At 37.1% G+C, this 24,004-nt stretch carries 30 protein-coding genes; 24 read left to right on the forward strand and 6 right to left on the reverse strand.

The annotated features are described in order from the left end of the window. Positions 1-30: 30 nt before the first annotated feature. The 4 genes from I5776_RS02835 (at position 31) to I5776_RS02850 (ending at position 3,319) form a co-directional block, all read left to right on the forward strand. Positions 31-1,359, forward strand: coding sequence for a CoA-disulfide reductase (locus I5776_RS02835; RefSeq protein WP_202778877.1), 1,329 nt, complete (start codon positions 31-33; stop codon positions 1,357-1,359). A gap of 95 nt (positions 1,360-1,454) precedes the next feature. Continuing rightward, a complete protein-coding gene (locus I5776_RS02840) occupies positions 1,455-1,889 on the forward strand; it encodes a ferritin-like domain-containing protein (protein WP_107920932.1) in 435 nt (144 codons plus the stop codon). Positions 1,890-2,141: 252 nt separating this feature from the next. Then, positions 2,142-2,522, forward strand: a complete 381-nt coding sequence (locus tag I5776_RS02845; RefSeq protein ID WP_202778878.1) for a hypothetical protein — start codon at positions 2,142-2,144, stop codon at positions 2,520-2,522. A gap of 77 nt (positions 2,523-2,599) precedes the next feature. Beyond that, a complete protein-coding gene (locus I5776_RS02850) occupies positions 2,600-3,319 on the forward strand; it encodes a nucleotidyltransferase domain-containing protein (RefSeq protein WP_202778879.1) in 720 nt (239 codons plus the stop codon). Between the two features lie 523 nt (positions 3,320-3,842). Here I5776_RS02850 and I5776_RS02855 read toward each other — a convergent pair. The 5 genes from I5776_RS02855 to I5776_RS02875 all read right to left on the reverse strand — a co-directional run bounded on the left by I5776_RS02855 (position 3,843) and on the right by I5776_RS02875 (position 8,012). Then, entirely contained in the window at positions 3,843-4,622 is a 780-nt protein-coding gene (locus I5776_RS02855) for an ABC transporter permease (RefSeq protein WP_202778880.1), read from the reverse strand. Continuing rightward, positions 4,619-5,503 (reverse strand): ABC transporter ATP-binding protein, encoded by an 885-nt coding sequence (locus tag I5776_RS02860; RefSeq protein WP_202778881.1) that lies wholly within the window; start codon positions 5,501-5,503, stop codon positions 4,619-4,621. The genes I5776_RS02855 and I5776_RS02860 overlap by 4 nt, the downstream gene beginning before the upstream one ends. Continuing rightward, positions 5,500-5,691, reverse strand: coding sequence for a PLD nuclease N-terminal domain-containing protein (locus tag I5776_RS02865; RefSeq protein ID WP_202778882.1), 192 nt, complete (start codon positions 5,689-5,691; stop codon positions 5,500-5,502). Before I5776_RS02865 ends, I5776_RS02860 begins: the two co-directional genes overlap by 4 nt. After that, positions 5,691-6,809 carry a helix-turn-helix domain-containing protein gene (locus I5776_RS02870; RefSeq protein WP_202778883.1) on the reverse strand — a complete coding sequence of 373 codons (1,119 nt, stop codon included), beginning with the start codon at positions 6,807-6,809 and terminating at the stop codon, positions 5,691-5,693. The genes I5776_RS02865 and I5776_RS02870 overlap by 1 nt, the downstream gene beginning before the upstream one ends. A gap of 540 nt (positions 6,810-7,349) precedes the next feature. Then, on the reverse strand, positions 7,350-8,012 hold the full coding sequence (locus I5776_RS02875; protein ID WP_202778884.1) for a TetR/AcrR family transcriptional regulator: 663 nt from the start codon (positions 8,010-8,012) through the stop codon (positions 7,350-7,352). A gap of 220 nt (positions 8,013-8,232) precedes the next feature. On the opposite strand from I5776_RS02875, the gene I5776_RS02880 reads away from it, so the two are divergent. The 7 genes from I5776_RS02880 to I5776_RS02910 all read left to right on the forward strand — a co-directional run bounded on the left by I5776_RS02880 (position 8,233) and on the right by I5776_RS02910 (position 12,720). Next, on the forward strand, positions 8,233-8,880 hold the full coding sequence (locus I5776_RS02880; RefSeq protein WP_202778885.1) for a nitroreductase family protein: 648 nt from the start codon (positions 8,233-8,235) through the stop codon (positions 8,878-8,880). Between the two features lie 32 nt (positions 8,881-8,912). Further along, a complete protein-coding gene (locus I5776_RS02885) occupies positions 8,913-9,209 on the forward strand; it encodes a putative quinol monooxygenase (protein ID WP_202778886.1) in 297 nt (98 codons plus the stop codon). 176 nt (positions 9,210-9,385) lie between these two features. Beyond that, entirely contained in the window at positions 9,386-10,162 is a 777-nt protein-coding gene (locus I5776_RS02890; protein ID WP_202778887.1) for an isocitrate lyase/PEP mutase family protein, read from the forward strand. Between the two features lie 200 nt (positions 10,163-10,362). Beyond that, positions 10,363-11,064, forward strand: coding sequence for an AraC family transcriptional regulator (locus I5776_RS02895; protein ID WP_202778888.1), 702 nt, complete (start codon positions 10,363-10,365; stop codon positions 11,062-11,064). A 126-nt stretch (positions 11,065-11,190) separates the two neighbouring features. Beyond that, a complete protein-coding gene (gene csaA, locus I5776_RS02900; protein ID WP_202778889.1) occupies positions 11,191-11,523 on the forward strand; it encodes a chaperone CsaA in 333 nt (110 codons plus the stop codon). Positions 11,524-11,658: 135 nt separating this feature from the next. Continuing rightward, a complete protein-coding gene (locus tag I5776_RS02905) occupies positions 11,659-12,036 on the forward strand; it encodes a hotdog domain-containing protein (RefSeq protein ID WP_202778890.1) in 378 nt (125 codons plus the stop codon). 96 nt (positions 12,037-12,132) lie between these two features. Beyond that, positions 12,133-12,720 carry a hypothetical protein gene (locus I5776_RS02910; RefSeq protein ID WP_202778891.1) on the forward strand — a complete coding sequence of 196 codons (588 nt, stop codon included), beginning with the start codon at positions 12,133-12,135 and terminating at the stop codon, positions 12,718-12,720. On the opposite strand, the gene I5776_RS02915 is transcribed toward I5776_RS02910, so the two are convergent. Next, on the reverse strand, positions 12,717-13,151 hold the full coding sequence (locus I5776_RS02915; RefSeq protein WP_202778892.1) for an Rrf2 family transcriptional regulator: 435 nt from the start codon (positions 13,149-13,151) through the stop codon (positions 12,717-12,719). The genes I5776_RS02910 and I5776_RS02915 overlap by 4 nt on opposite strands. A 145-nt stretch (positions 13,152-13,296) precedes the next feature. On the opposite strand from I5776_RS02915, the gene I5776_RS02920 reads away from it, so the two are divergent. The 13 genes from I5776_RS02920 (at position 13,297) to I5776_RS02980 (ending at position 23,912) form a co-directional block, all read left to right on the forward strand. Next, a complete protein-coding gene (locus tag I5776_RS02920; protein WP_202778893.1) occupies positions 13,297-13,929 on the forward strand; it encodes an NAD(P)-dependent oxidoreductase in 633 nt (210 codons plus the stop codon). A 169-nt stretch (positions 13,930-14,098) separates the two neighbouring features. Beyond that, positions 14,099-14,551, forward strand: a complete 453-nt coding sequence (locus tag I5776_RS02925) for a MarR family winged helix-turn-helix transcriptional regulator (protein ID WP_202778894.1) — start codon at positions 14,099-14,101, stop codon at positions 14,549-14,551. Between the two features lie 24 nt (positions 14,552-14,575). Next, entirely contained in the window at positions 14,576-15,094 is a 519-nt protein-coding gene (paiA, locus tag I5776_RS02930; RefSeq protein WP_202778895.1) for a spermidine/spermine N(1)-acetyltransferase, read from the forward strand. Between the two features lie 11 nt (positions 15,095-15,105). Then, positions 15,106-15,729, forward strand: coding sequence for an FMN-binding negative transcriptional regulator (locus I5776_RS02935; RefSeq protein WP_202778896.1), 624 nt, complete (start codon positions 15,106-15,108; stop codon positions 15,727-15,729). 154 nt (positions 15,730-15,883) lie between these two features. Continuing rightward, positions 15,884-18,499 (forward strand): phosphoenolpyruvate synthase, encoded by a 2,616-nt coding sequence (ppsA, locus tag I5776_RS02940; protein ID WP_202778897.1) that lies wholly within the window; start codon positions 15,884-15,886, stop codon positions 18,497-18,499. Positions 18,500-18,589: 90 nt separating this feature from the next. After that, positions 18,590-19,144 (forward strand): DUF4256 domain-containing protein, encoded by a 555-nt coding sequence (locus I5776_RS02945; protein ID WP_202780644.1) that lies wholly within the window; start codon positions 18,590-18,592, stop codon positions 19,142-19,144. 171 nt (positions 19,145-19,315) lie between these two features. Further along, positions 19,316-19,909, forward strand: a complete 594-nt coding sequence (locus I5776_RS02950; protein WP_202778898.1) for a GNAT family N-acetyltransferase — start codon at positions 19,316-19,318, stop codon at positions 19,907-19,909. Positions 19,910-19,968: 59 nt separating this feature from the next. Next, positions 19,969-20,553, forward strand: a complete 585-nt coding sequence (locus I5776_RS02955) for an HAD-IIIA family hydrolase (RefSeq protein WP_425490325.1) — start codon at positions 19,969-19,971, stop codon at positions 20,551-20,553. A 135-nt stretch (positions 20,554-20,688) separates the two neighbouring features. After that, positions 20,689-20,847 (forward strand): DUF3934 domain-containing protein, encoded by a 159-nt coding sequence (locus I5776_RS02960; RefSeq protein WP_202778900.1) that lies wholly within the window; start codon positions 20,689-20,691, stop codon positions 20,845-20,847. 175 nt (positions 20,848-21,022) lie between these two features. Continuing rightward, positions 21,023-21,406 (forward strand): VOC family protein, encoded by a 384-nt coding sequence (locus I5776_RS02965; protein ID WP_202778901.1) that lies wholly within the window; start codon positions 21,023-21,025, stop codon positions 21,404-21,406. Positions 21,407-21,678: 272 nt separating this feature from the next. Continuing rightward, on the forward strand, positions 21,679-23,022 hold the full coding sequence (locus I5776_RS02970; protein ID WP_246483890.1) for an MFS transporter: 1,344 nt from the start codon (positions 21,679-21,681) through the stop codon (positions 23,020-23,022). A 141-nt stretch (positions 23,023-23,163) separates the two neighbouring features. After that, a complete protein-coding gene (locus I5776_RS02975; RefSeq protein WP_202778902.1) occupies positions 23,164-23,442 on the forward strand; it encodes an ArsR/SmtB family transcription factor in 279 nt (92 codons plus the stop codon). Positions 23,443-23,528: 86 nt separating this feature from the next. Continuing rightward, on the forward strand, positions 23,529-23,912 hold the full coding sequence (locus I5776_RS02980) for a VOC family protein (RefSeq protein WP_202778903.1): 384 nt from the start codon (positions 23,529-23,531) through the stop codon (positions 23,910-23,912). Positions 23,913-24,004 lie beyond the last annotated feature (92 nt).

A 24,004-nucleotide genomic window follows, 5' to 3' on the forward strand; every position in this document is an offset into this window, starting at 1 on the left:
CAATGAGAGTGTATACGAGGTGGTGAAAAAATGAAGTATGTGATTATCGGCGGGGATGCAGCAGGGATGAGTGCGGCCATGGAAATATTTCGTAAAGTGAAGGATGCGGAGATTGTTACATTTGAGAAAGGAGGAATTTATTCATATGGGCAGTGTGGACTTCCATATGTGATAGGTGGAACCGTTTCTTCAACAGATGAGGTTATCGCTCGAAGTGTAGAGACCTTCCGACAAAAATATGGGATCGATGCACATTTATATTGTGAAGTGAAAAATATTGATTCAGACGAAAAAAAGGTGTATGGCGTTCATACAAAAACAGGTGAGGCATTCTGTCAATCGTATGATAAATTGTTGATTGCAACAGGAGCGAGTCCCAACTTGCCGGAGTGGGAAGGAATCGAACTAGAGCATGTTCATGTATTAAAGACTATTCCGGACACACATCGTATTTTAGATAGTCTAAAAGAAGAAATAAACGATGTAACAATTGTAGGTGGAGGATATATTGGGCTTGAGATGGCTGAAAACTTCCATAAGCTCGGGAAACATGTCCGAATTATCCAACGCGGGAAACAGCTTGCATCAATTTTTGACGAGGATATGGCAGTACATATTCTTAAAGAAGCCCAAGAAAAGGGAATTGAAGTCATTTTACAGGAAGATGTGAAGAGAATAGTCGGGGAAACAACGGTAGAAGCGATTGAAACAGACAAGCGGCGTTATGAGACAGATTTAGTGTTAATTTCAATAGGAGTGCATCCGAATACAACTTTTTTGAAAGGGGCGGATATCCGTTTAAGTACAAACGGAGCCATTGAAGTGAACCGTTATATGGAAACGAGCGTGAAAGATATCTATGCAGCAGGAGATTGTGCTGTTCAATACCATCGGGTTAAAGAGCAAGACGATTACATTCCTCTTGGCACAACGGCCAACAAACAGGGACGGATTGCCGGGTTAAATATGGCCGGTAATGGGGTTGCTTTTGGAGGAATTGTCGGTTCATCCATTATTAAGTTCATGGATCTAACGCTCGGAAAAACAGGATTGTCCGAAAAAGAAGCTAGAGTTCTTCAGTTTCCATTTCAAACAATTTCACTAGAAGTGAAAAACCACGCTGATTATTACCTAGGGGCAAGCCCGCTCTTTATCAAACTGATGTATCGAAAGGATAATGATCAACTCCTCGGTGGGCAAATTATCGGGAAAGACGGAGTTGACAAGCGTATTGATGTTTTGGCAACTGCACTGTTCAATAAAATGTCCGTAACAGAGCTTATAGATTTAGATCTCAGTTATGCCCCTCCATATAATAGTCCGTGGGATCCGATTCAACAAGTGGCGCGTAGACATTGAGAAATTTCATGTAAATAGAATGAACTATGAATGTTTAACCTTATTTTAAAAAGGGTATATGATAGATAACTACATAATGAAAGGATGACCGACTGATGGAAAAAGAAATGAAAGAACTTATTGACGGATTAAATGAAGATCTGAGTGGAGAATATTCGGCTGCCATTCAATACACTTATTATGCATCCGCGGTACAAGGTCTTTATTATCAAATTTTAAAACCTATGTTTGAAAAAGAAATTCCTGATGAGCAGGGCCATGCTCTTTACCTATCTGAAAAAATTATTAATCTTGGCGGTCAACCAACGACTAAACCGGCGGAAGTAAAACCGGTAACCGATGCTAAGGAAATGCTTGAAGAAGCGCGTAAAGCTGAGGAACAAACAATTGCCCGCTATAAAGTACGTCGTGAACAAGCTGACAAATTAGGATTAATCGAATTAGTCGTTAAACTGGAAGATATTATTTCTGATGAAACTAGACATATGGAAGAAATGCAACGATTACTAAATGATCCCCGTTTTTCCTAATCGGATACAGACAGAACTGTACATATAAGAATGAAAAAGCCTACTTCTAAAGCAGGCCTTTTTTGCTTTGTAGACATTGCATTGATGGTAAACCTTTCTAGCCTTAATTTACCTACAACAATTCCCCTCTATTAACCTACATATGGTCAGTCTCTAACAGTCTCTCCCTACTAACCATAAAACAATGGTTTTGAGAAAAAAGGAATAATGGAACAATCAAGCGAAGTAAGATAAAGAAAAGGGGGGATTTGTATGATTAAAAAATTCTTAGTTATCATTCTTTTCTTTTCTTTATTTTTAACGGCTTGTTCAAAAATAAAAGTGATAAATTTTGTTGGTAAGAGCAGTAATTGGGATATAAATTATGGAGTAACGGTGCTAGATGAAGATAGCGAATCTACCAATATAACAATAAAATATATTGGGAAAGACCCTATTCCTAAAAAAATTACATATAGTATTGAAACTGTCTCGGGGAAATCAAGCGGCAACGAGCCACTAACTGAGAGTGGTGTATTAAAAGGTAGTGGAGGAGGTTGTGATGGCTGTTCAGTTGTTCAAGAAAATGAAGAGATAAACGCCATCATCACGTGGAATGGAAAATCTGAAACTTTTAAGTTGAAGAATAAATAGTCTTTTAAAGAATATAAATTTTTAATATTTCAGTAAAGATACTCTTCCAGATAATAAATCAAATAGAGGTGAGAGCAATGGGTGATTTCAATAAGTTAAGCCCAATCGAAGCAGCACATCAGTTTATCCGTAAGCATTTTCCAAATTGTCAAGGAGCCTTATTAGCTGGGAGTGTGGTTCGAAGTGAAGCTACAGCAACATCTGACCTTGACATTGTTATTTTTGATCACAACGTTAGTTCATCTTATAGAGAATCCTTAACTGAATTTGATTGGTCGATAGAGGTCTTCGTACATAATTTAACCTCATATAAGCACTTTTTTAAAAATGATTATGAAAGAGCGAGACCTTCAATGCCAAGAATGATTTCAGAAGGAATGGTCTTAAAAGACGATGGAATCATTGATTCTGTCAAAAAAGAGGCTAAAGAAATCATTGAAAAAGGTCCAGCGGAATGGTCAGTAGAAACGATAAATGCAAAGCGTTATTTTATTTCGGACGCACTGGACGATTTTATAGGTTCTGCTAATAGAGCGGAAGATATATTTATAGCAAATACACTTGCAGAATTAGTAAGCGAATTTGTATTGAGAACGAACCGTAAATGGATAGGTGCATCCAAATGGGTAGTTCGTTCATTAAAACAATATGATGAAGAATTCGCAAAGCAATTTGTAGAGGCATTTGATATTTTTTACAGGACCGGTGACAAAAATCATGTAATACAATTAGTTGAGAATATTTTGCAGCCCTTTGGAGGAAAACTATTTCATGGCTTTTCGTTGGGAAAGAAGTAGGCAAAAAAGATGCTGATGCCCGCATCTGGAATCAAGAGGGTCCGCCCATATCGAGTGGGGGATCGAGGGAAGCATCCAATCCGATAAATAGGCGGAAGAATTCCGCTTAATTAGCTTAATAGCATTGAAAATGAATTGAATAGACGGAGGAATTCCGCCTATTGGCTTGAAAAACGTAAAAATGGGGGATTTTGCTTTGCATAATCGGAAAACTTCCGCTTATATGGCCCTGAAACATGCCCCATTCCGTATCTAACCGGAAAAACTCCGCTTATGTCATGTACTTTCACCGGTTACCTAATTAAGATAAAGCTTCTTAATTAAATGGAAGTTTCGATGAACCGTACTATAAGTAATTGTGGTTTGCAAAAAAGATGTCAAAGGTAATTTTGGGGTATTGGAAGGGGAGTCGTTTGCGAACAGTATGCAGAGATACGCGTAAAAATAAAATAAAAAACTGCCCATCAATAGTCATCATCTGGGCAGTTTTTTATTTAGAAAGTAGCCAGTTAGAAAAGTACCATTAAATTTTCGTTGTTCCAGAGTTTTTCCGCGTGAATAGGATACCGATTATAATGGCTAAAACCGTTAAAATAATGGTTAATAGTAATGTTTTTAAATAGTATATATTCTCAGTTTCGGCAATTAACTGAACACTGTAATCAGCTAGTTTCCATGGTGAGATGCTCCAGTATTTACCGATCAAAGATCCTATCATAGTGGCAATTGGCAGGGTTATAATTGTGAAGGTTGTTGCAAGTGCTGATTTAAACATTGCACTAAACATAATAGCAACAGATGTTGCAAATAAAATCCATACGCAATAAGACATGACCATTTGAATAAATGCCATAGTACTTACTGAACCATATAAAATTGATGTGTAATACATACTGCCTGCATAGCCTACAATAGTACTGATAATTCCTAGTAAACTAGCAACAGTCCATTTACTCATAAATAGTGCTATAAAGGAAATGGGTCTCACATATATAAGGGTTGCTGTGCCGCTTTGTCTTTCGCGATTAATCATCCCAGCAGCTGTAATGACGAACACAATAAGGCCAATTGATTGGAATTGTCCAGTGGAAGCTTTGAGAATATCTATTGGTGCAAATTCTGGTAAAGTAACAGCGACCCCATCCGGTAAATTACCGACAGCGTTTAAAATGTCTTCCATATAATAATTTATTAACGGATCTGAAATACCTAGGAAAATAAATAGTAGTGGCATCCACAAAAATTTAAAACTTCGCCAGCTTTCACGAAATTCCTTTTGAAGTAGTACGGTGAAAGTTTTCATTGTCCAACCACCTTCATAAAAATTTCTTCAAGTGTCATCGTTACTCTTTCCACTTTTAATATAGAATATGGCAAAACAACGAGCTGGGACATTAGTTGCTGCATTGTAGGAAAGTTATCTTTTATTTCGATAAAGACATAACTTTCTTCCATTGTGGTTGGTAATTGTGTTTGTTTAGCAAAGTGCAAAGCTTCATCCTTACTTGAAAATTTTATCCTATAGCGGTATGAATCGAATTTTGCACGTATGTCCTTTAAAGATCCTTGCTCAACCAATCTACCATTTTGTAAAAAGAGCAGCTGGTCTGTCATTTCTTCGGCATCATTCAAAATATGTGTTGAATACAAAATCGTTGATTGCTGCTGTAATTGTTTTAATAGATTCATCATTTCCCGTCTTCCAACAGGGTCAAGGGCGGATACAGGTTCGTCTAATAGAAGAAGCCTTGGTTTGTGGACAATGGCTTGAGCAATGCCAAGTCGTTGCTTCATCCCACCTGAAAATGTTGCGGTTTTTTTTAGCATATCGTTCTTTAATCCAACAAAATTCAACACTCGTTCTGATTGTTTTTTTGCATCCCTACTTGATACACCGTTTAGCTTTGCAGTCATTTCGGTAAATTCTAATGCAGTTAACCAAGGAAAAAAATTAGGGAATTGAGGTAAAAATCCGATTTCCTTCCTAATATCTTGTTCATTTTGCATTCTTACAGATCCATTTGTAGGTTTTAATAAACCGGTTAGCATGGATAAAGTGGTTGTTTTTCCAGCACCATTTGGACCTATTAATGCTGTGGATGTACCCTCTTCAAGTGTGAATGACAAATCTGATACTGCCTTTTTTACACCAAAAATCTTCGTCAGATGTTGTACTGTAATCATGAGGTTTTTCTCCCAAAAATAAAGTATATGATTGGTCCGATGATATTGCCTAATATAATCACAATAGTCCATACCCATTTTGGACCGTTTGTTGCATGAATGCGTACTAAATCGATTAGTGCAACAATAAGTAATATAACTTGAATAGCAATTAATGGAGCTATTAACGCCCAATTGATATCTGCCATTATAAAATCACCTCTACTTTTAAATAATCAGCCAAATTACGAACCATCGCTTTATAGCTTGATTGTTCTTTTAAAGAATCAAATGCAGGATTTTGTACAATCGTATGAACTAAATCCTTTTTTACAGATTGTTCATCCCTAGGTGCTTCGCTGCTTAGTGGTGATGTATTTTCAATCCATTGCGACAATAAATAGAAGTAGGAATTTCCCCTTAACTTAATAGGAAATTGAATATTTTTACAAAGTTTTACGTAACACTGCAACATTTCTAGTCCCCGTTCAAATTGACCCTTCATGGTATAAACAGTTGCTGCCTTATAATAAAAAATAAGTACAGCGTTAAAGTTTAGATTTTCTAAATCAAACATTCGGATGAGTTCTTGAATTTTATTAATCGTTTCATCTATATAATCTGTGTTTGCCACTTCAAGCATAATTGCTTCTGTTGCACTTATTAAGAGCTGCATTAAATTTTGGTAATAGCTAATTTGAATAATTTCTTTTGCTTTTTCTGTATTACCGAGCATTGTATGTGCTGTAGAAATAAGATGATCTGTACCAAATTGTATTTGAACATCCTTTCCTAGCAATGCTAATACCTCTTCCGGTTTTCCTAGTTGCAAATATGCGAAGGCTTCCATCATAGTTGCTTCATTTGCTAATCCGAGATCTCCACTTAAAGTTTTCACTCGTGAACAAAGCTGCAGGACACGTTCTAGAATGGATTGTTGGTCAGCTGATTTTGGAAAGTAATTTAAATATAGTTGTGCCATTTTTAGAACAAATGGAAAACAAGAATAATATTCACTTAAATACTCTTCTATTGACTTTTCCACTTGGTCAAATTCCTTTTGCGAAAATTGCTGTGCCAGTTGTGAATATATTTTTACGATTTGTTCCTTTGTCAATTGCGGTTTGTAACCTAATAATGTATCGATGGAAATGTTGAAGTACGTTGCTAATTTCGGTAATAACGTAATATCGGGATAGCTTTGCCCCTTCTCCCATTTGGAAACAGCCGCCCTCGATACGCCTACATATTCAGCAATTTGTTCTTGGGTGACCTTTAGTTCTTTTCGACGATTCGCAAACATGGTTGAAAATTGAAAGTGTTCCATCTTAGGTCATCTCCTTTTACTGTAACTATAATGTAAATAAAGCTAATTTAGTAGCGAATACAAGTTACATTTCAGTGCAATTGTCAACCATGAGTTGACTTTGGTTAAAAAGCTTAAATTGTCAGCCGAGAAATATACAGTATCTTAAGTCTTAAACATGATAGAGATCCTATTGGCAACCATTAGCCGGTTTGGTAAATACTTAGTGGCACGATGGTATTAGTTTTAAAGGTTGCAGTTATAATGAATTACTAATCTGATATAGAGGAACTAAACTTAGATGATGAAAATTTAAGAAGGAAAAAATGAAAAGAGGTAAAGAGGGGGGAGAGAAGGGAAATATTGTATTCAAGAACGGCTCGTATTTTCCGATTGTTATAGTACTCCCGCAATTGCGATTGAGGGAGTCGTTTACCAAAATGAGAATTTTTTTTGGAAAGTTTTAAAGAAACTTTTCTCTTTGGAAAATCAAAAGGCAGATTTACCCTGAAAAACATTTCTTGTTGGGGCTGAACAAGGTCCCCGCGCTTTCTCTTGCGGTTAGATCGCTGCTAGCTTTTTTAGTACACAATCAACCATTTCATTGATATCCTCATTTTCTGTGCTTTGCAAGTATTCAGGCTTAAGGACTTGGGTTTTCTTCGCCACATAATAATCAATTAGAGATTGTTTCAATGGCAATCCCTCTTCCATTAAAAATGGAGTATTAACAAATCTCTCTAGAACAATTTCATCCTGAATAATTAGGATTGAGGCATTCAACTCATTAAAAACTTCTTCTTTCATACCATTTTGATAAAAGGTGTGAATAATAGAAGTTTGTTCTTTTCTTGATTGCATCTTTTTTTCATAAAGATGGGGACAGCTTCTTTTTAAATCTTTCAGATAAATATCTGACGTATATGCAGCTGAAAAAACAGCTTGTTCAAACACTTTTCGCAAACGAAGCGAATATGACAATTCTTCGTTGGAAATGGTTTGACCAAATTCATTTATATAATTAATACAGAGGTTAGTTAGCTCCATAATGATGTCTTCTTTTGAAGAAAAATAGTTATACAAGGAAGCTCGGCTCAAATTCATTAAATCGGCGATATCTTGAATGGTAAGTGTAAGGAATCCTTGCGTACGAATGACATGGATTAACTTTTTTACATAGGCTTTTCTCAACCTTTGTCTTTCATCAGGTGCAATTTTTCTCAAAAATACCACTCCTTTTATCCTGAAATTATACCATATCGAGCAAGGTTAATTAATTTAATGGTATTCCCAATTCTTTTCAGTTTACAACGAAAGGAAAGAGGAGTATGGTATACAAAGTAAACATTTTAGACACTTTAAATGAATTTAGTATAAAGTGTATAATTGTTGGTTTTCCAAACATTTAAATAAGAATTTAAGATAATAAGGGGAGAATATAAGAATGGCTACCAAGACTATTGCACCAGTAACAAATGACTTTTATAAAATTGTGACAGAACGCCGTTCAATAAAAAAATACGATAAAACAGTAAAAATTAGCCGTGAAGAGATGGAAGAAATCCTTACATTAGCAACACGTGCTCCTTCTTCCATTAATATGCAGCCATGGCGTTTTCTTGTGATTGAAAGCCCTGAGGCAAAAGTGAAACTTGCTCCACTGGCCCGTTTCAATCAGACCCAGGTTGAAACATCATCAGCCGTTATTGCTGTTTTTGGTGATTTGAATAATTTTGAGAAATTCGAAGAAATCTACGGTGCAGCTGTAGATAGAGGATATATGCCATTAGAAGTAAAAGAACAAATTCATGCATCTTTTTCAGGCTATTATGAAACTATTTCACGCGAACAAATGAAAGATGTTGTTTTGGTTGATGGCGGTCTTGTCTCTATGGAATTAATGCTTGCTGCCCGTGCTTATGGATATGATACAAATCCAATGGGTGGATATGAAAAAGATCAAATAGCCGAAGCTTTTGGACTGGATAAAGAACGTTATATTCCAGTTATGTTGATCTCAATTGGTAAAGCGGCAGACAACGGACATACATCTGTACGCCTCCCAATTGACCAAATCGCACAGTGGAAGTAATAAAATATAAACAAGAGAGGACCTGAGGTTCAATGATTATTGTACATGCTACATTCCAAATAAACCCAGACAAGGAAAACTTATTTCTAGAGGAAATCCAGCCGCTTATTGCCGCTTCAAGAGAAGAGAACGGAAATATTTCTTACAGCCTTCAAAAAGATGTAGAAAATGAACATGTATTTTTGATGATAGAAATTTGGCAGGATATGCAGGCGGTTGCTAGTCACAATTCAAGCGATCACTTCACTAAGTTCGTAGCAAAGGCAAAAGATTTCTTGACTGCACCGTTAGAAATTAAGGCATATGAGGGGCAGCAACTAAAACTATAGAAATGCATTCATAAATATAAGGAAAAACAGATAGAGAGTATCCCGAAGTTTTTAGGGATCTCTCTTTTTTGTTGTTTATAAAATATATTCTTTTCGACTATAAGAGCAAGAATGAGGACGAATTGGAGATCGGTTACTTGTTAAAATGAATTCAACAAACATAGGAGGAAATGAAAATGAACAAGATTAAGGAATTCAATGAATTACATACTTCGAAGGGATTATTATTTCTAGGAAACGCGTGGGACTTACTTTCAGCTTTAACGCTTGAAAAAGCGGGGTTCAAAGCAATTGGGACGACCAGTTGGGGAATCGCCAATGCACATGGATTATCAGATGGAGAATTGATTGATTTTGATAAACATTTAGGTGTTATCAAAACGATAGTAGAAAATGTGAAGATCCCTGTTTCTGCTGATATAGAGGCAGGATATAGCGAAGATACGAATAAGATTATTGAGAATGTTTTAAGGACAGCGGATGTCGGGGCAGCGGGTATCAATATTGAAGATTCATTGAAAAAGTCAAATGGTTTAAGAGAGATTTCAGAACACTGTAATCTACTGGAAAAAATAAGAATTGCATTAGACCATAATGGATATAAAGATTTTTATGTTAATGCCAGAACTGATACTTATTTTCAAATGCAAAACCCTTTTACGGAAACAATAGAACGAGCAAAGGCGTATATTGAGAGTGGCGCTAGCGGGATATTTGTTCCTGGAATAAAAGAGTCTAATGAAATTAAAGAAATTTCCATGAGTGTAAATGCTCCGCTAAATATATTGTCATTACCCGGCCTAACAAATTGTAATAAGCTTGAAGAATTAGGAGTAAGACGATTTAGTTTTGGAAATGCCCTATCTGATAATATAATTGCTTATTTAGAAAGGAAGGTTGATGAATTATTAGAAAGGAAGGATACGTCCCTTTTGTATGAACCTGAGCACTAATATTGTGGATTTACTAGTGATAATGTAAGCCTGCAATTTGACAAGAAGCTCTAGTCACGGTGACCCTATCATAAATGGTGGAATGAAGCTTTTTATCGTAGAAAATGTTAAACAAGTTTTCATCAACTCATTCTCCATCTATTTTACTCTTCATTATTTAGGATATAATAGGTCTTAAAGCGAGGGTAAGGAGGAGTAAAATGGAAAGTATAAACCAAGTAGTTTGTGAGAAAAGGTCGTATTCCAGAGAGTTTCATTCTCATCAACATGAGTTTGGGCAATTCCTTTTTCCATTGCAAGGCTCCTTAGATATCCAAACGAAGTGGCAGGAGATAAAGCTTAACTCGGATTCTTGTTTTTATCTTCCTCCAAGGTTAGTTCATAACTATCGATCCGTTGATAGAAATGAATTTTTAATCCTAGATATTCCGACACACTATTTACCGAAGGATACAAGCAGCACGTATATGCAGTTGGATAAACAATGGGCTGCAATCCGTTATTTATTATTGGAAGAGACGAAGAACCGGGAGAATCTATCCTCCATAGTGGATTTGACTAGATATGTAACCAACAAACTTCAAATCTCTAATCCTCCTTCTATTGACTATATTCATAAACATTTTAAGGAGTCAATTAGATTAGAAACACTGGCAAAAATAGAGCACTACCATCCAGTTTACTACTCAGCATGGTTTAAGAATAAAACCGGGAAAAGTCCAAAAGCTTATATATCTGAACTTCGTTTAAAAGAGGCTAAACTTCTTTTACTTTCAACAGGATTCTCAATGTCGGAAATTAGTCAGGAATTAGGTTTTGGGAATTCGTCCTCATTTACTAGATGGTTTGTTAGTTATGAAGGAATATCACCACAAAAATATAGAAATCTTAATAATGGATAAATAAGATATTAAACTTGGTAAAGAAAATTTTTAAGAAATTTTCTATGATAAGCTTAATATCTTTTTTTAGGATTCATTGCGTCAATCCTATGAACACATGAAAAAATTTAAAGGGTGGTAAGAACAATGGCAACAATCGAAGACTTTTCGAAATTAGATATGCGTGTTGGTACGGTCATAAGTGCAGCACCTTTTCCTGAAGCAAGAAAACCGGCGATAAAGCTGGAAATCGACTTCGGGGAAGAGATTGGAATAAAATATTCTTCTGCTCAAATTACACGTAGATATAGTCCTGAGCAGCTTTGCGGACGCCAAGTCGTAGGTGTAGTAAATTTTCCGCCAATGCGTGTTGCGGGCTTTAAATCCGAGGTATTGGTAGTAGGCGGGATTCCTGAAGAAGGGGATGTCGTTCTGTTAAAGCCTGATGAACCCGTTAGAAATGGAACGCGTATTTCATAACGGAATAAGTGATGATTTACTAGGAGCGTTATTCCAAGATGAAGGATTAACGCTCTTTTTATTGAATTATTTATTATTAGATCGCTCATTGGGTCTTATATGAGGAACGAAAAGTAAGTATAGGGGGAACTAGCGTTGACTTTAAAAGTAGGCGATATTATCACATTTGAGCGGACATTCACTGTAGAAGATGTTGAATTGTTTACTAAGATTTCAGGGGATGAAGGCAGTCACCATACTACTCCTGATGAACAGGGGAGACTGGTTATTCAAGGGCTGTTAACAGCTACATTACCAACAAAAATTGGCGGAGATAATAATGTACTTGCCCGCACGATGAATTTTGAGTTTTTGAGACCAGTTTTTACTGGAGATACAATAACATGTGAAGTAACAATCGAAAGGTATGAAATGCAAGATAATCATCGAATAGCTATTGAGGCATCCTTTCTTTGCACAAATCAAAATGAGAAACAAGTATTAAATGGCCATTTTGCGGGAGTAATATTATAAATTTTTTATATGTTCATCATTCCTACATAGCACTGCAGCAATGTCTAGTGCATACCGACTAATAAACTTCAGTGCTTTCTCTACGATAAGTCAACATTGTTTCACCTTGAGGGCCCATCAAGTGCACGAATCGGCCAGATGCGGGAAGGAAAAGCGGAGAAACTGCCCACCAAGTGCACGAATCGGCCAGATACGGGAAGGAAAAGCGGAGAAACTGCCCACCAAGTGCACGAATCGGCCAGATGCGGGAAGGAAAAACGGAGAAACTGCCCACCAAGTGCACGAATCGGCCAGATACGGGAAGGAAAAGCGGAGAAACTGCCCACCAAGTGCACGAATCGGCCAGATGCGGGAAGGAAAAGCGGAGAAACTGCCCACCAAGTGCACGAATCGGCCAGATGCGGGAAGGAAAAGCTAAGAAACTGCCCGCCAAGTGCACGAATCGACCAGATGCGGGAAGGAAAAGCGGAGAAACTGCCCACCAAGTGCACGAATCGGCCAGATACGGGAAGGAAAAGCGGAGAAACTGCCCACCAAGTGCACGAATCGGCCAGATACGGGAAGGAAAAGCTAAGAAACCGTCCGCCAAGTGCACGAATCCGCCAGATACGGGAAGGAAAACAAGACAAAGCAAACACAAAATGCACGAACGCTCTCCATTTTAACCAAATTTTCATTTCTTAACAATAATTTTCCTTAGTAGCAATATCCTTCACAACATCTTCTAAAGTTAGACTTCTTAAAACTTTTTCCATTGCCAATTGGGCTGCTGCAAATAACGGTTCGATTGTTTGTTGGATGTTCCTTCCTACAGGACATTCAGGATTTGGATGATCATGGACAGTAAATAATTCTTTTTCTTGGACAACATTCACTGCCTTATACACATCAAACAGTGTGATATCAGATAATTCCTTTGCTAGTTCCGCTCCTGCGACACCAGGTCGAATGTTTACCAATCCTGCCTTTTTAAGCATGCCCATAATTTTTCTGATGACTGCAGGATTTGTATTTACGCTTCCTGCTAAAAATTCTGAAGTACTTACACCATTTTTATTTATCTCAATGAGAGCTAATATATGAATGCCTACAGAAAATCGACTACTAATTGACATTATTCTCACCTTTCATAAATAGACGTATCATAATAATATACCTGTAATTAATTTTATTACAAGTGTTGACAAACACTTCAGATGTAACTATTATTATTACATGTAATCAAAGTAGTTACAACTTAATTTTTGGGAGGAATATAAAATGAAAATCGCAATTATTGGAGCAAGTGGTAAAGCGGGAAATCTTATTTTAAACGAAGCAGTTAGTCGTGGTCATGAAGTGACAGCCATTGTAAGAGATAGATCAAAACTTGAAGATCAAAACATTGCTGTTATCGAGAAAAATATATTTGATCTCACATCGGATGACGTGAAGAAATTCGAAGTAGTTGTTAATGCTTTCGGTGCTCCTCTTGGTGAAGAGCAAGCCCATGTTGATGCGGGACATGCATTAATTGAGGCACTAAAAGGAACAGATACAAGAGCCATTATTGTAGGTGGAGCTGGGAGCCTTTATGCTGACGAAAACAAAACAATTACGGTAATGGAAACTTCTGATTTTCCGGATCTATTTATCCCGACTGCGAAAGGGCAAGGGCGCAACTTACAAGAATTAAGGGAAACGTCTACTATTACATGGACATTTATTAGTCCTTCTGCAGTGTTTGATGCTGAAGGAAAACGAACTGGTTCATATCAATCTGGAAAAGACACTCTTATGGTTAATTCAAAAGGTGAAAGCTATATTAGTTATGCAGACTATGCTATTGCAGTATTGGATGAGATTGAACATCCCCAACATCTAAATGAACGTTTTACAGTTGTTGGTGAATAATTGTAAAAGAAAATAAATTAAAGATGCCATTAGTGACTATGCTAATGGCATTTTTGTTTGCTTAGTTTTAAGTAACGCAATGTTTTTATTGCAAATGCAACAATTTTGAGTTAAATTTATTTTAACCATTTTTATTGCATTTGCAACAAAAAATATAAAGGAGTTAATTATGAAGGATGTTCTTCGAGAAATTGGAATGATAGCCAGGGCACTCGATTCGATAAGTAATATTGAATTTAAGGAATATAACCTAACTAAGGGTCAGTATTTGTACCTTGTACGAATTTATGAAAACCCGGGAATCATTCAGGAAAAGTTAGCTGAGATGATCAAAGTTGACCGAACAACAGCGGCACGTGCTATAAAGAAACTTGAAATGAATGGCTTTATTGAAAAACAAGAAGATGACCATAACAAAAAAATAAAAAAACTATTCCCGACAGAAAAAGGGGAAAAAATCTATCCTTTTATTAAAAGTGAAAATGATTATTCCAAAACCATCGCTTTAGAGGGATTTTCCGACAGAGAAGAAGATACCATTTTCAATCTTCTTCAAAGAGTAAGAAGGAATATTGAAAAAGACTGGGAATTTGTAAAAAAGGGAAACAAGAGAAAGTATTGAACATATAAAGGAGCGATCGATTAAATGAGTATAAAGATACAAACGTGCACCCTTGAAGATTCACGCACACTTCAAGAAATTAGTTATGAAACATTTAATGATACATTTAAGCATGAAAATTCACCCGAAAATATGAATGCTTATTTGAAAAGGGCATATAACTTAACACAATTAGAAAAAGAATTATCCAATCTTTCTTCACAATTCTTTTTTGTTTATTTTAACACTGAACTTGCTGGATATTTAAAGGTCAATACGAACGATGCACAATCGGAAGAAATGGGTGAAGATGCACTTGAAATTGAAAGGATTTATATAAAGAGGAATTTTCAAAAGCATGGGTTAGGTAAAGTTCTGTTAAATAAAGCGTTGGAAATGGCGCTGGAAAGTAATAAAAAGAAAGTTTGGCTAGGCGTATGGGAAAAAAATGAAAATGCAATTGCCTTTTATAAGAAAATGGGATTTGTTCAAACGGGAGCCCACTCTTTTTATATGGGTGATGAAGAACAAACAGACTTTATAATGACTAAAACTCTTGTATAAGGGGGATTATGATGTACATTCCAAAATATTTTATGGTCACAGATGTTGATGAAATTTGGGACTTTGTTCAAAAGAACTCTTTTGGCACGATTGTCACAACAAAACAAGGGAAACCGATTGCGACGCATTTGCCATTGCAGTTAATGAAAGAGGGAGATACTTACTATATAACTGGGCACTTAGCCTATGGGAACCCGCAATGGAGAACATTTGAAACCTGTGAAGATGTTTTGGTTATATTTCAAGGACCACAAGCTTATATCTCTTCCTCCTGGTATGAAGAGGAAAATGTCCCGACATGGAACTATCAATCTGTACATATATACGGCTCACCCACAATTATGGACGAAGAAGAGCTAAAGCGGGACCTTGCAATACTACTGGAAAAATACGAAAAGCATCGTGAAAATCCTGTTTTATGGGATAAACTTACTCCTGAAGTTTTAGAAAATCAACTGAAAGGTATTGTTGGTTTTAAGATAAAAGTGAAAGAAATTCAGGCTGCATATAAATTGAGTCAGAACCGAAATGAAACGGATTATCGTAATATCGTTGATAAATTACAAAATGAAGGAAATCCAAATTCGAAGCAAATGGCAGAACTAATGGGAAAGAGAGTAAAAAATCGCAAATAAGCCCAAAATGCTTTCGAGGAGATGAACTGGGGCATTTGTTTTTGTACTCCTCCTATCTTAATTATAGCATATAAAAAATGGAGAATATAGACTGTATCTTCTCATGTTCTACTGCTACAATCAATAGAACACTAATGGTCAGGAGAGATGCAGAATGGGTTCCTTAGTTCTTGATTTTCAGGATATAGAAAAAACACAGCTTTTGCTCGTCGGTGGAAAAGGGTTGAATTTAGGGGAATTATCAAAAATTCAAGGAATAAATGTACCCGAAGGATTTTGTGTTACAACAGTGGGATATCAAAATGCTATCGAACAAAACGAAACATACCATTCTTTGTTGGAACGATTATCGATGCTAAAAGTAGAAGATCGAGATCAAATTGCTGAAATCAGCAGGGAGATTCGAGAACTCATTATGGAAGCTGAAATTCCTACCGATGTTGTGAAAGAAGTTACTCACTATCTCGTCCAGTTTGGCGAGGAACATGCTTATGCAGTGCGCTCGAGTGCGACTGCTGAAGATTTGCCACATGCCTCTTTTGCCGGACAACAAGACACCTATTTAAATATCATCGGAAAAGAAGCCATTTTGCAGCATATCAAAAAATGCTGGGCTTCCTTATTTACGGATCGCGCGGTTATCTACCGTATGCAAAATGGATTTGATCACAGACAAGTGTATTTATCGGTTATCATTCAAAGGATGGTTTTTCCACAGGCATCGGGGATATTATTTACCGCTGACCCGATTACTTCTAATCGAAAATTGCTATCAATCGATGCCGGTTTCGGACTTGGAGAAGCATTGGTCTCTGGCTTGGTATCTGCTGATTGCTATAAGGTTAAAGAGAAGAAAATTGTCGATAAGATGATAGCAACTAAAAAATTGGCTATCTATGGACGAAAAGAAGGCGGGACTGAGACACGCGAGATCGCTTCTGATCAGCAAAAGGCGCAAACACTTACTGATCAACAGATTTTACAACTAGCACACATCGGAAGACAGATCGAAGCTTATTTTGGTTGCCCACAAGATATCGAATGGTGTTTAGTTGATGATACAGTTTATATTGTCCAGAGTCGCCCAATCACGACCCTTTTCCCCATCCCGGAAGCCGATGACCAAGAAAACCGCGTCTATATATCTGTCGGTCATCAACAAATGATGACTGACCCTATGAAACCATTGGGATTATCTTTTTGGCTGTTAACGACTCCTGCTCCCATGCGCAAAGCTGGTGGAAGGTTGTTTGTTGATGTTACACAAAATCTGGCTTCACCTGCCATTAGAGAAGTTTTTTTAAATAACATGGAAAAACACGATCAACTCTTAAAAGATGCATTACTGACCATAATAGAGCGAAAGGATTTCATAAAACCGTTACCAAATGATAAGAAAGAACAAACTCCCGGTGTAAGTAATAAAGGTATGTCGACAGTGGATTTTCAAGTACAAATCGAAAACAATCCGACAATTGTTTCTGATTTGATCAAGAGTAGCGAAACATCGATAGAAGTGTTGAAACAAACCATCCAAATGAAATCAGGATCAGATTTGATTAATTTTATTCTAGAAGATATCCAGGAACTAAGGAAGATTTTATTTAACCCACAAAGTTCAGCGATGATTAGGGCGACACAAGATGCATCAACATGGATCAATGAAAAAATGTATGAGTGGTTAGGTGAAAAAAACGCAGCGGATACACTTTCTCAATCTGTACCGAACAATATTACTTCTGAAATGGGTTTGGCACTATTGGATGTTGCAGATGTGATTCGTCCTTATCCAGAAATAATTGATTATTTACAACAGGTAAAAGATGATAAATTTTTGGATGAACTCGTTAAGTTTGATGGTGGGAAGGAAGTTAGAGATGCAATAATAGCTTATCTCAATAAATACGGAATGCGATGTGCCGGAGAAATTGATATTACTAGAACTCGATGGAGCGAAAAACCAACTACACTTGTCCCTTTGATCCTGGGTAACATCAATATTTTTGAGCCGAATGAAAGCAAACGAAAATTTGAGCATGGGTTGCGTGTTGCTTTGCAAAAAGAACAAGAGCTAGTAGATCGGTTGAAGCAATTACCAGATGGTGAACAAAAAGCGAAGGAAACCAAACGAATGATTGATCTAATCAGGAATTTCAGTGGGTATCGGGAGTATCCAAAATACGGCATGATCCATCGCTACTTCATTTATAAGCAGGCTATACTGAAAGAAGCCGAACAACTCGTGCAAGCGGGCGTTTTTCATGAAAAAGAAGATATATACTATCTCACTTTTGAGGAGCTGGGCGAAGTCGTACGCACAAATAAATTGGATTATAAGACCATCAGCGAACGGGTACACGAGTACAAATTATATGAAAAATTGACTCCCCCACGTGTAATTACCTCGGATGGTGAAATCATTGCAGGTGAGTACAAACGAGAAAACCTCCCAGCCGAGGCAATTGTAGGTTTGCCTGTTTCTTCCGGAGTGATAGAGGGGCGCGCCCGTGTTATTTTAAATATGGAAGATGCTGATTTTGAAGATGGAGATATCTTAGTCACCTCCTTTACTGACCCTAGCTGGACACCATTGTTTGTGTCCATAAAAGGTCTAATCACCGAAGTAGGCGGACTGATGACCCATGGAGCAGTTATTGCACGTGAATATGGTTTACCAGCGGTTGTCGGGGTGGAAAATGCCACTAAATTGATAAAAGACGGACAACTAATTCGCGTACATGGAACAGAAGGATATATCGAAATTTTGTAATTGCTGAATACGTTCAGATTTAAGAAGGAAATAGCCTTTGACTTGATTGATTACAGGTTATACGTGGAGGTAACGAATGTGACAAAGAGAATGAAGGAATTATCATTAGAACAACGTGAAGACTTACTTAAAGTATTGCAAGCACGTTTTGAGAAAAATATGAACCGTCATAGTGGTCTCGAATGGGCCAACGTTGAAGCAAAGTTGGAAGCTAATCCTGAAAAAATGTGGTCGCTTAATGAAATGGAAAGCACTGGCGGTGAACCGGATGTTGTTGGGCATGATAAAAGGACGGACGAATACATTTTTTATGACTGTTCACCGGAAAGTCCTAATGGCCGCAGAAGTATTTGCTACGACCTTGAAGCACTTGAGTCAAGGAAAAAACATAAACCAGAAAATAATGCGATTGATATGGCTGCAGACATGGGCATTGAGCTTTTAACGGAAGAACAGTATCGGGAATTGCAGACACTTGGAAATTTTGATACGAAAACATCAAGCTGGGTGCAAACACCTCTCAATATTCGAAAACTCGGAGGAGCTATCTTTTGTGATCGTCGCTACGACACGGTCTTTGTGTACCATAACGGGGCAGATTCCTACTATGCCGCCAGGGGTTTCCGTGGCTCGCTGCGTGTCTAGATTTTGTATTGACTGCTAAATTTGAAATATGAGTGGCGTTTATCCAATAAGGATAAACGCTTTTTTGTTAAATTGAAGTAACCATGCAAGGAGGAAATATCCTTTTTATTATGGAATTTATAGGGACAAAGACTATTTAGCTATTTTATTAAAAAGGGAGATTGTACCTCTATGAAAATTGAAACGGATATTTCTTTAGAAGGAACTTCAATTACACTTATTCCACTTGAGATGAAGTATAAGGAGCTACTTTTTGAAGCGATAAAAAGTCCTGACGTATGGCAATATACTTGGCGGAAAGTTCATACGATGGAGGATTTAGAACACATATTAATGATAGCTGTAAACAATAAAAAGGAAGGGAAACAAATACCATTTATTATTAAAGATAAACAGACAGATCAAGTAATAGGGACGACTCGAATTGGCGATATTGATCAAGTGAATCGTAATGTGGAGATAGGGTGGACGTGGCTTTCACCAAAGGTTTGGAAAACAAAGGTGAACACAGAATGTAAATATTTACTACTTAAGTATTGTTTTGAAGAATTAAAAGTACTGCGTGTTCAATTTTCTGTTAGTGGACAAAATTTTCGTTCCCAAAAAGCTGTTGAACGAATAGGCGCATTAAAAGAGGGAACTTTCCGTAAACATAGGATAAAGGCAGACGGTACCATTCACGATAATGTATTTTACAGCATTATTGACAGTGAATGGGAGTCGGTAGAAGAAAGATTGATTCAGTTATTAGAGAAAAAGTACTGATAGTTTTAATAATAACAGGGCAGTTAAACAAGGAGTAGATTGGTAACGGAGGGATGGGTTTGCCAAAAGCTATATTTATTGATAGAGATGGTACTATTGGGGGTACAGATAAAGTTGTTCTTCCAGGGGAATTTCAACTGTTTCCTAATGTTGAGGAATCATTATCCAAATTAAGGAATTTGAATACTCTTATTTTCTCTTTTACAAATCAACCTAGCATTTCTAGGGGAGAAGCAATTAGTGAAGATTTTGAGAATGAACTTATAGGGTTTGGGTTTGATAAGATGTATCTTTGTCCGCACCAACATAATGAAGGGTGTCAATGTAGAAAACCATCAACAGGAATGTTGACCCAAGCCGCAAAGGATAATAATTTGAATTTGAAAGAATGTGTCGTCATTGGAGACAGATGGACAGATATGCTCGCGGCTCAAGAAGTAGGATGCATTAAGATACTAGTAAAGACAGGTGCAGGCGAGGAAGCATTCAATAAATATAAAAATCAGGAGTATTATGGCAAGTATGCAGAGGTATTTCCTGAATTTTTTGCGGAAGATTTTCAGGAAGCAGTCGATTGGATTATTGCTGAACTATTGTTTTCATCTAATGACGAATCAAAAAGAGATTCCAATAGGGATTTGTAGGAGTCCGATTGGAAATATATAATTGGAAAGAGCATTGTTTTCTTCAATTAGTGTGTTTATTAAAGGATAAAGGTATTTAATGACTAAAACTAATTCGTTAGATAAATTAACTTAGAATAATATTGGAGTGATTTTATGAGTAAAGCTAAAGGAAAAGGCGGTACAGGGAGAGGAACGGACAAGAAAGGGTGGAATCGTTGGCAAGCCAGTGCAAACAAAAAAAAGAGTGCAAAACCATATATAAGTAAAGGTACAAAAAAAGATTTAAAAAATGAACCCGCGCGCGATATTTAAAGTCACTAATCCAACATTTAGATGAATGTGGAACATATTCAGCATACGAGCACCCTTTGAGTGGACTATCCGGCTGCCAGTATTGGTGGCTTTTTTCTTTCAATAAAAGGTGAATTGTAGGTATTTTGGTGTCATACACTTGAATAGGATGAACTTTAATTCGGGAGGGATTAGGTTGGATTTCCATGCAGTTAGATTATTAGTAAACGATTTTCAGCGGAGCCTTACATTTTACCAGGAAGTACTGGGCTTTTCGGGTTGGTATGATGAAAAACAAGAGTATGCGTATTTTGAAGAAAAGCAGATTGCTTTATTTTCAAGAACGAGGATGAATAAGGTGTTCAATCAAGACTGTAAGGATTTAGAAAATGATTCAACATATAAACACTTGATACAATTTGAAGTAGAAAATGTAGATCAAATGTTTCTTGATTTAAGAGCTAAAGGGGTAGTTTTTTTAAACGATCCTCACAATCAAACGGATTGGGGCTCACGAGTTGTACATTTTACCGATCCCGATGGAAATTTAATCGAATTGTACCAATCGATACGGGAATAGCCAATAAATAATCCGAAAAATTAAGTGTCAATTGGAGGGTTCAGATGGATAAAAGGGTTCAATTCGACTACGAGAACCACTGAAAGTCATAGCCATCTTAAGGTAATAAGTGTAGAAGTCAGCATAAATTTTGCTGCCTTTTTTGTGTAGCTGAGATAAAAAGTACTCAACACTATACAATAATTTTATTGTATGGTGTTTTTATTCGTGTTAAGATGTTTGAAAATTGTGATATAAACACAGGTTAGCATTTTAGAAGGGCGGGTGAGAATGTGTTACAAAATAACCTAAAAAAATCAGATGTTCAATCACCATGGTTACAAGAATACATTAACTCTACACAAAAGCAAAAACAATTATATAAGAGAACATTAATGGTTGTCGTCTTATCCCAAATTTTTGGTGGAGCGGGACTTGCAGCAGGAATAACAGTTGGGGCACTTCTTGCTCAGGACATGTTAGGGTCAGATAGTATAACAGGACTTCCTTCAGCGTTATTTACCTTAGGGTCAGCAGGGGCCGCATTACTTGTGGGGCGACTTTCTCAAGCGTTTGGACGTCGCTTGGGACTTGCGGCAGGATTTTTGGCTGGGGGTATTGGTGCTGTTGGTGTAGTCGTTTCCGCATTATCACATAGCATTTTTCTTTTGTTTATTTCACTGCTTATTTATGGGGCTGGATCAGCTACAAATTTACAAGCGCGGTATGCGGGAACGGACTTAGCAAGCGCAAGACAAAGGGCAAAGGCTATTAGCATGGCCATGGTTTCCACCACATTCGGGGCTGTGGCGGGTCCCAACCTTGTAGACGTAATGGGTGAGTTTGCACTATCTATAGGAATCCCAGCTTTAGCGGGTCCATTTCTATTAGCTGCTGCAGCATATATTCTTGCTGGATTGGTTCTCTTAATTTTGCTCCGCCCGGATCCTTTTATTGTGGCAAAAGCAATTTCGGATGCCAGGCAATCAACTAGTAAATCACATGTAGACGAAAAAAATCCGTTATTATCGAAAAACAAGCGAGGTATTTTGGCAGGGGCTTCAATAATGGTTATAACTCAATTTGTTATGACTGCTATTATGACGATGACACCTATCCATATGGGGCATCATGGACATGAACTGAAAGACGTGGGGCTTGTCATTGGATTTCACATAGGGGCAATGTATTTTCCTTCTTTAATAACGGGTAGTCTGGTTGATAAAATTGGCCGTGCGACAATGGCTATTGCTTCTGCCATTACGCTTCTTGCTGCAGGCATTTTAGCTGCCTTTGGATCTTCTGATTCGACGGTAGTAATCATTACGGCACTTGCTTTACTAGGACTTGGCTGGAATTTCGGTCTAATTAGTGGCACGGCCATCCTGATAGATGCAACTGCGCCATCTACTCGGGCTAAGACGCAAGGATCCGTAGATGTTTCGGTTGCCTTGTCCGGAGCATTAGCGGGAGGTTTGTCCGGAATAATTGTTGCACATTCTAGTTACACAATCCTTTCACTTGCCGGTGCTACACTTTCATTACTGCTTATTCCAATCGTTATTTGGGCTGGCATCGACAAACAGAGAAAGTTAAACAAAATAACAATCACTGAAAATCCGGGGGTTAAGGGATGAAACGACTGATACTCCCGGTGTCAAATCCTTCAAAACAAATAAAAGGATAAATATGTGTATCATAATTTGTTGGTTGCTACATATGCAACCGTATAGTTACGTATTATTGACAGCAACCCTAAAGTTGCATATAATTTTAGTATGAGTTTGAACAAAGACGCAATTTTCAAAGCACTTGCCGACTCGACTCGGCGACTTATTTTAGACGAATTATCAGAACGTAATGAAATGACATTGTATGAACTTACTGCTCGTCTCATTATGAAGCATAACCTTTCCATTTCACGACAGGCGATTGCTAAACATCTTACTACATTGGAAAATGCAGAGCTTATAAAATCAAAAAAAAAGGGGAAATATCGAGTTATTGTATTTAATAACCAACCTCTTAAAAATCTATTGAAAGGATGGATAGAGTAATTTTCCAATGGGTGGAGATGTCGGGCGAATATCGAAGAATTTTACAAAGCAAATATATTCCACTTAACAAAGGAGCAATCAACAAAATGAAAATTATCGTAACCAGTATATTTGTACAAGATCAAGAAAAGGCACTGAAGTTTTATTCAGAAAAACTAGGATTTGTAAAAAAAGAGGATGTTCCTACTGGTGAATATAGGTGGTTAACACTTGTTTCTCCTGATGAACAAGATGGCACTGAGTTATTACTCGAACCAAATGCTCATCCTGCTGCTAAAGAATATCAAAAGAAGCTATTTGCTGAAGGTATCCCTGTGACAATGTTTGGCGTAGAAGATATTCATGAAGAGTACAAGCAATTAATGGAGAAAGGCGTAAAATTTACGATGGAACCGACACGAATGGGTGAACTAACAATAGCTGTCTTGGACGATACATGCGGCAATCTTATTCAGTTAATAGAAAAATAAATTCATGATACGTTGCGGATTTTTAAATTTCAGAGCGTTAATCGAAAGAGATTAACGCTTTTTTTGCTGTAGTAGAAATTTTTTTCTTACGG

Source organism: Heyndrickxia vini (assembly GCF_016772275.1).
GTDB lineage: Bacteria > Bacillota > Bacilli > Bacillales > Bacillaceae_C > Heyndrickxia > Heyndrickxia vini.

Coding starts and splice junctions, on each gene's coding strand:
- I5776_RS02835 (WP_202778877.1), top strand. CDS start 31: ATGAAGTATGTGATTATCGGCGGGGATGCAGCAGGGATGAGTGCGGCC.
- I5776_RS02840 (WP_107920932.1), top strand. CDS start 1,455: ATGGAAAAAGAAATGAAAGAACTTATTGACGGATTAAATGAAGATCTG.
- I5776_RS02845 (WP_202778878.1), top strand. CDS start 2,142: ATGATTAAAAAATTCTTAGTTATCATTCTTTTCTTTTCTTTATTTTTA.
- I5776_RS02850 (WP_202778879.1), top strand. CDS start 2,600: ATGGGTGATTTCAATAAGTTAAGCCCAATCGAAGCAGCACATCAGTTT.
- I5776_RS02855 (WP_202778880.1), bottom strand. CDS start 4,622: ATGAAAACTTTCACCGTACTACTTCAAAAGGAATTTCGTGAAAGCTGG.
- I5776_RS02860 (WP_202778881.1), bottom strand. CDS start 5,503: ATGATTACAGTACAACATCTGACGAAGATTTTTGGTGTAAAAAAGGCA.
- I5776_RS02865 (WP_202778882.1), bottom strand. CDS start 5,691: ATGGCAGATATCAATTGGGCGTTAATAGCTCCATTAATTGCTATTCAA.
- I5776_RS02870 (WP_202778883.1), bottom strand. CDS start 6,809: ATGGAACACTTTCAATTTTCAACCATGTTTGCGAATCGTCGAAAAGAA.
- I5776_RS02880 (WP_202778885.1), top strand. CDS start 8,233: ATGGCTACCAAGACTATTGCACCAGTAACAAATGACTTTTATAAAATT.
- I5776_RS02885 (WP_202778886.1), top strand. CDS start 8,913: ATGATTATTGTACATGCTACATTCCAAATAAACCCAGACAAGGAAAAC.
- I5776_RS02890 (WP_202778887.1), top strand. CDS start 9,386: ATGAACAAGATTAAGGAATTCAATGAATTACATACTTCGAAGGGATTA.
- I5776_RS02895 (WP_202778888.1), top strand. CDS start 10,363: ATGGAAAGTATAAACCAAGTAGTTTGTGAGAAAAGGTCGTATTCCAGA.
- csaA (WP_202778889.1), top strand. CDS start 11,191: ATGGCAACAATCGAAGACTTTTCGAAATTAGATATGCGTGTTGGTACG.
- I5776_RS02915 (WP_202778892.1), bottom strand. CDS start 13,151: ATGTCAATTAGTAGTCGATTTTCTGTAGGCATTCATATATTAGCTCTC.
- I5776_RS02920 (WP_202778893.1), top strand. CDS start 13,297: ATGAAAATCGCAATTATTGGAGCAAGTGGTAAAGCGGGAAATCTTATT.
- I5776_RS02925 (WP_202778894.1), top strand. CDS start 14,099: ATGAAGGATGTTCTTCGAGAAATTGGAATGATAGCCAGGGCACTCGAT.
- paiA (WP_202778895.1), top strand. CDS start 14,576: ATGAGTATAAAGATACAAACGTGCACCCTTGAAGATTCACGCACACTT.
- I5776_RS02935 (WP_202778896.1), top strand. CDS start 15,106: ATGTACATTCCAAAATATTTTATGGTCACAGATGTTGATGAAATTTGG.
- ppsA (WP_202778897.1), top strand. CDS start 15,884: ATGGGTTCCTTAGTTCTTGATTTTCAGGATATAGAAAAAACACAGCTT.
- I5776_RS02945 (WP_202780644.1), top strand. CDS start 18,590: ATGAAGGAATTATCATTAGAACAACGTGAAGACTTACTTAAAGTATTG.
- I5776_RS02950 (WP_202778898.1), top strand. CDS start 19,316: ATGAAAATTGAAACGGATATTTCTTTAGAAGGAACTTCAATTACACTT.
- I5776_RS02960 (WP_202778900.1), top strand. CDS start 20,689: ATGAGTAAAGCTAAAGGAAAAGGCGGTACAGGGAGAGGAACGGACAAG.
- I5776_RS02975 (WP_202778902.1), top strand. CDS start 23,164: ATGAGTTTGAACAAAGACGCAATTTTCAAAGCACTTGCCGACTCGACT.
- I5776_RS02980 (WP_202778903.1), top strand. CDS start 23,529: ATGAAAATTATCGTAACCAGTATATTTGTACAAGATCAAGAAAAGGCA.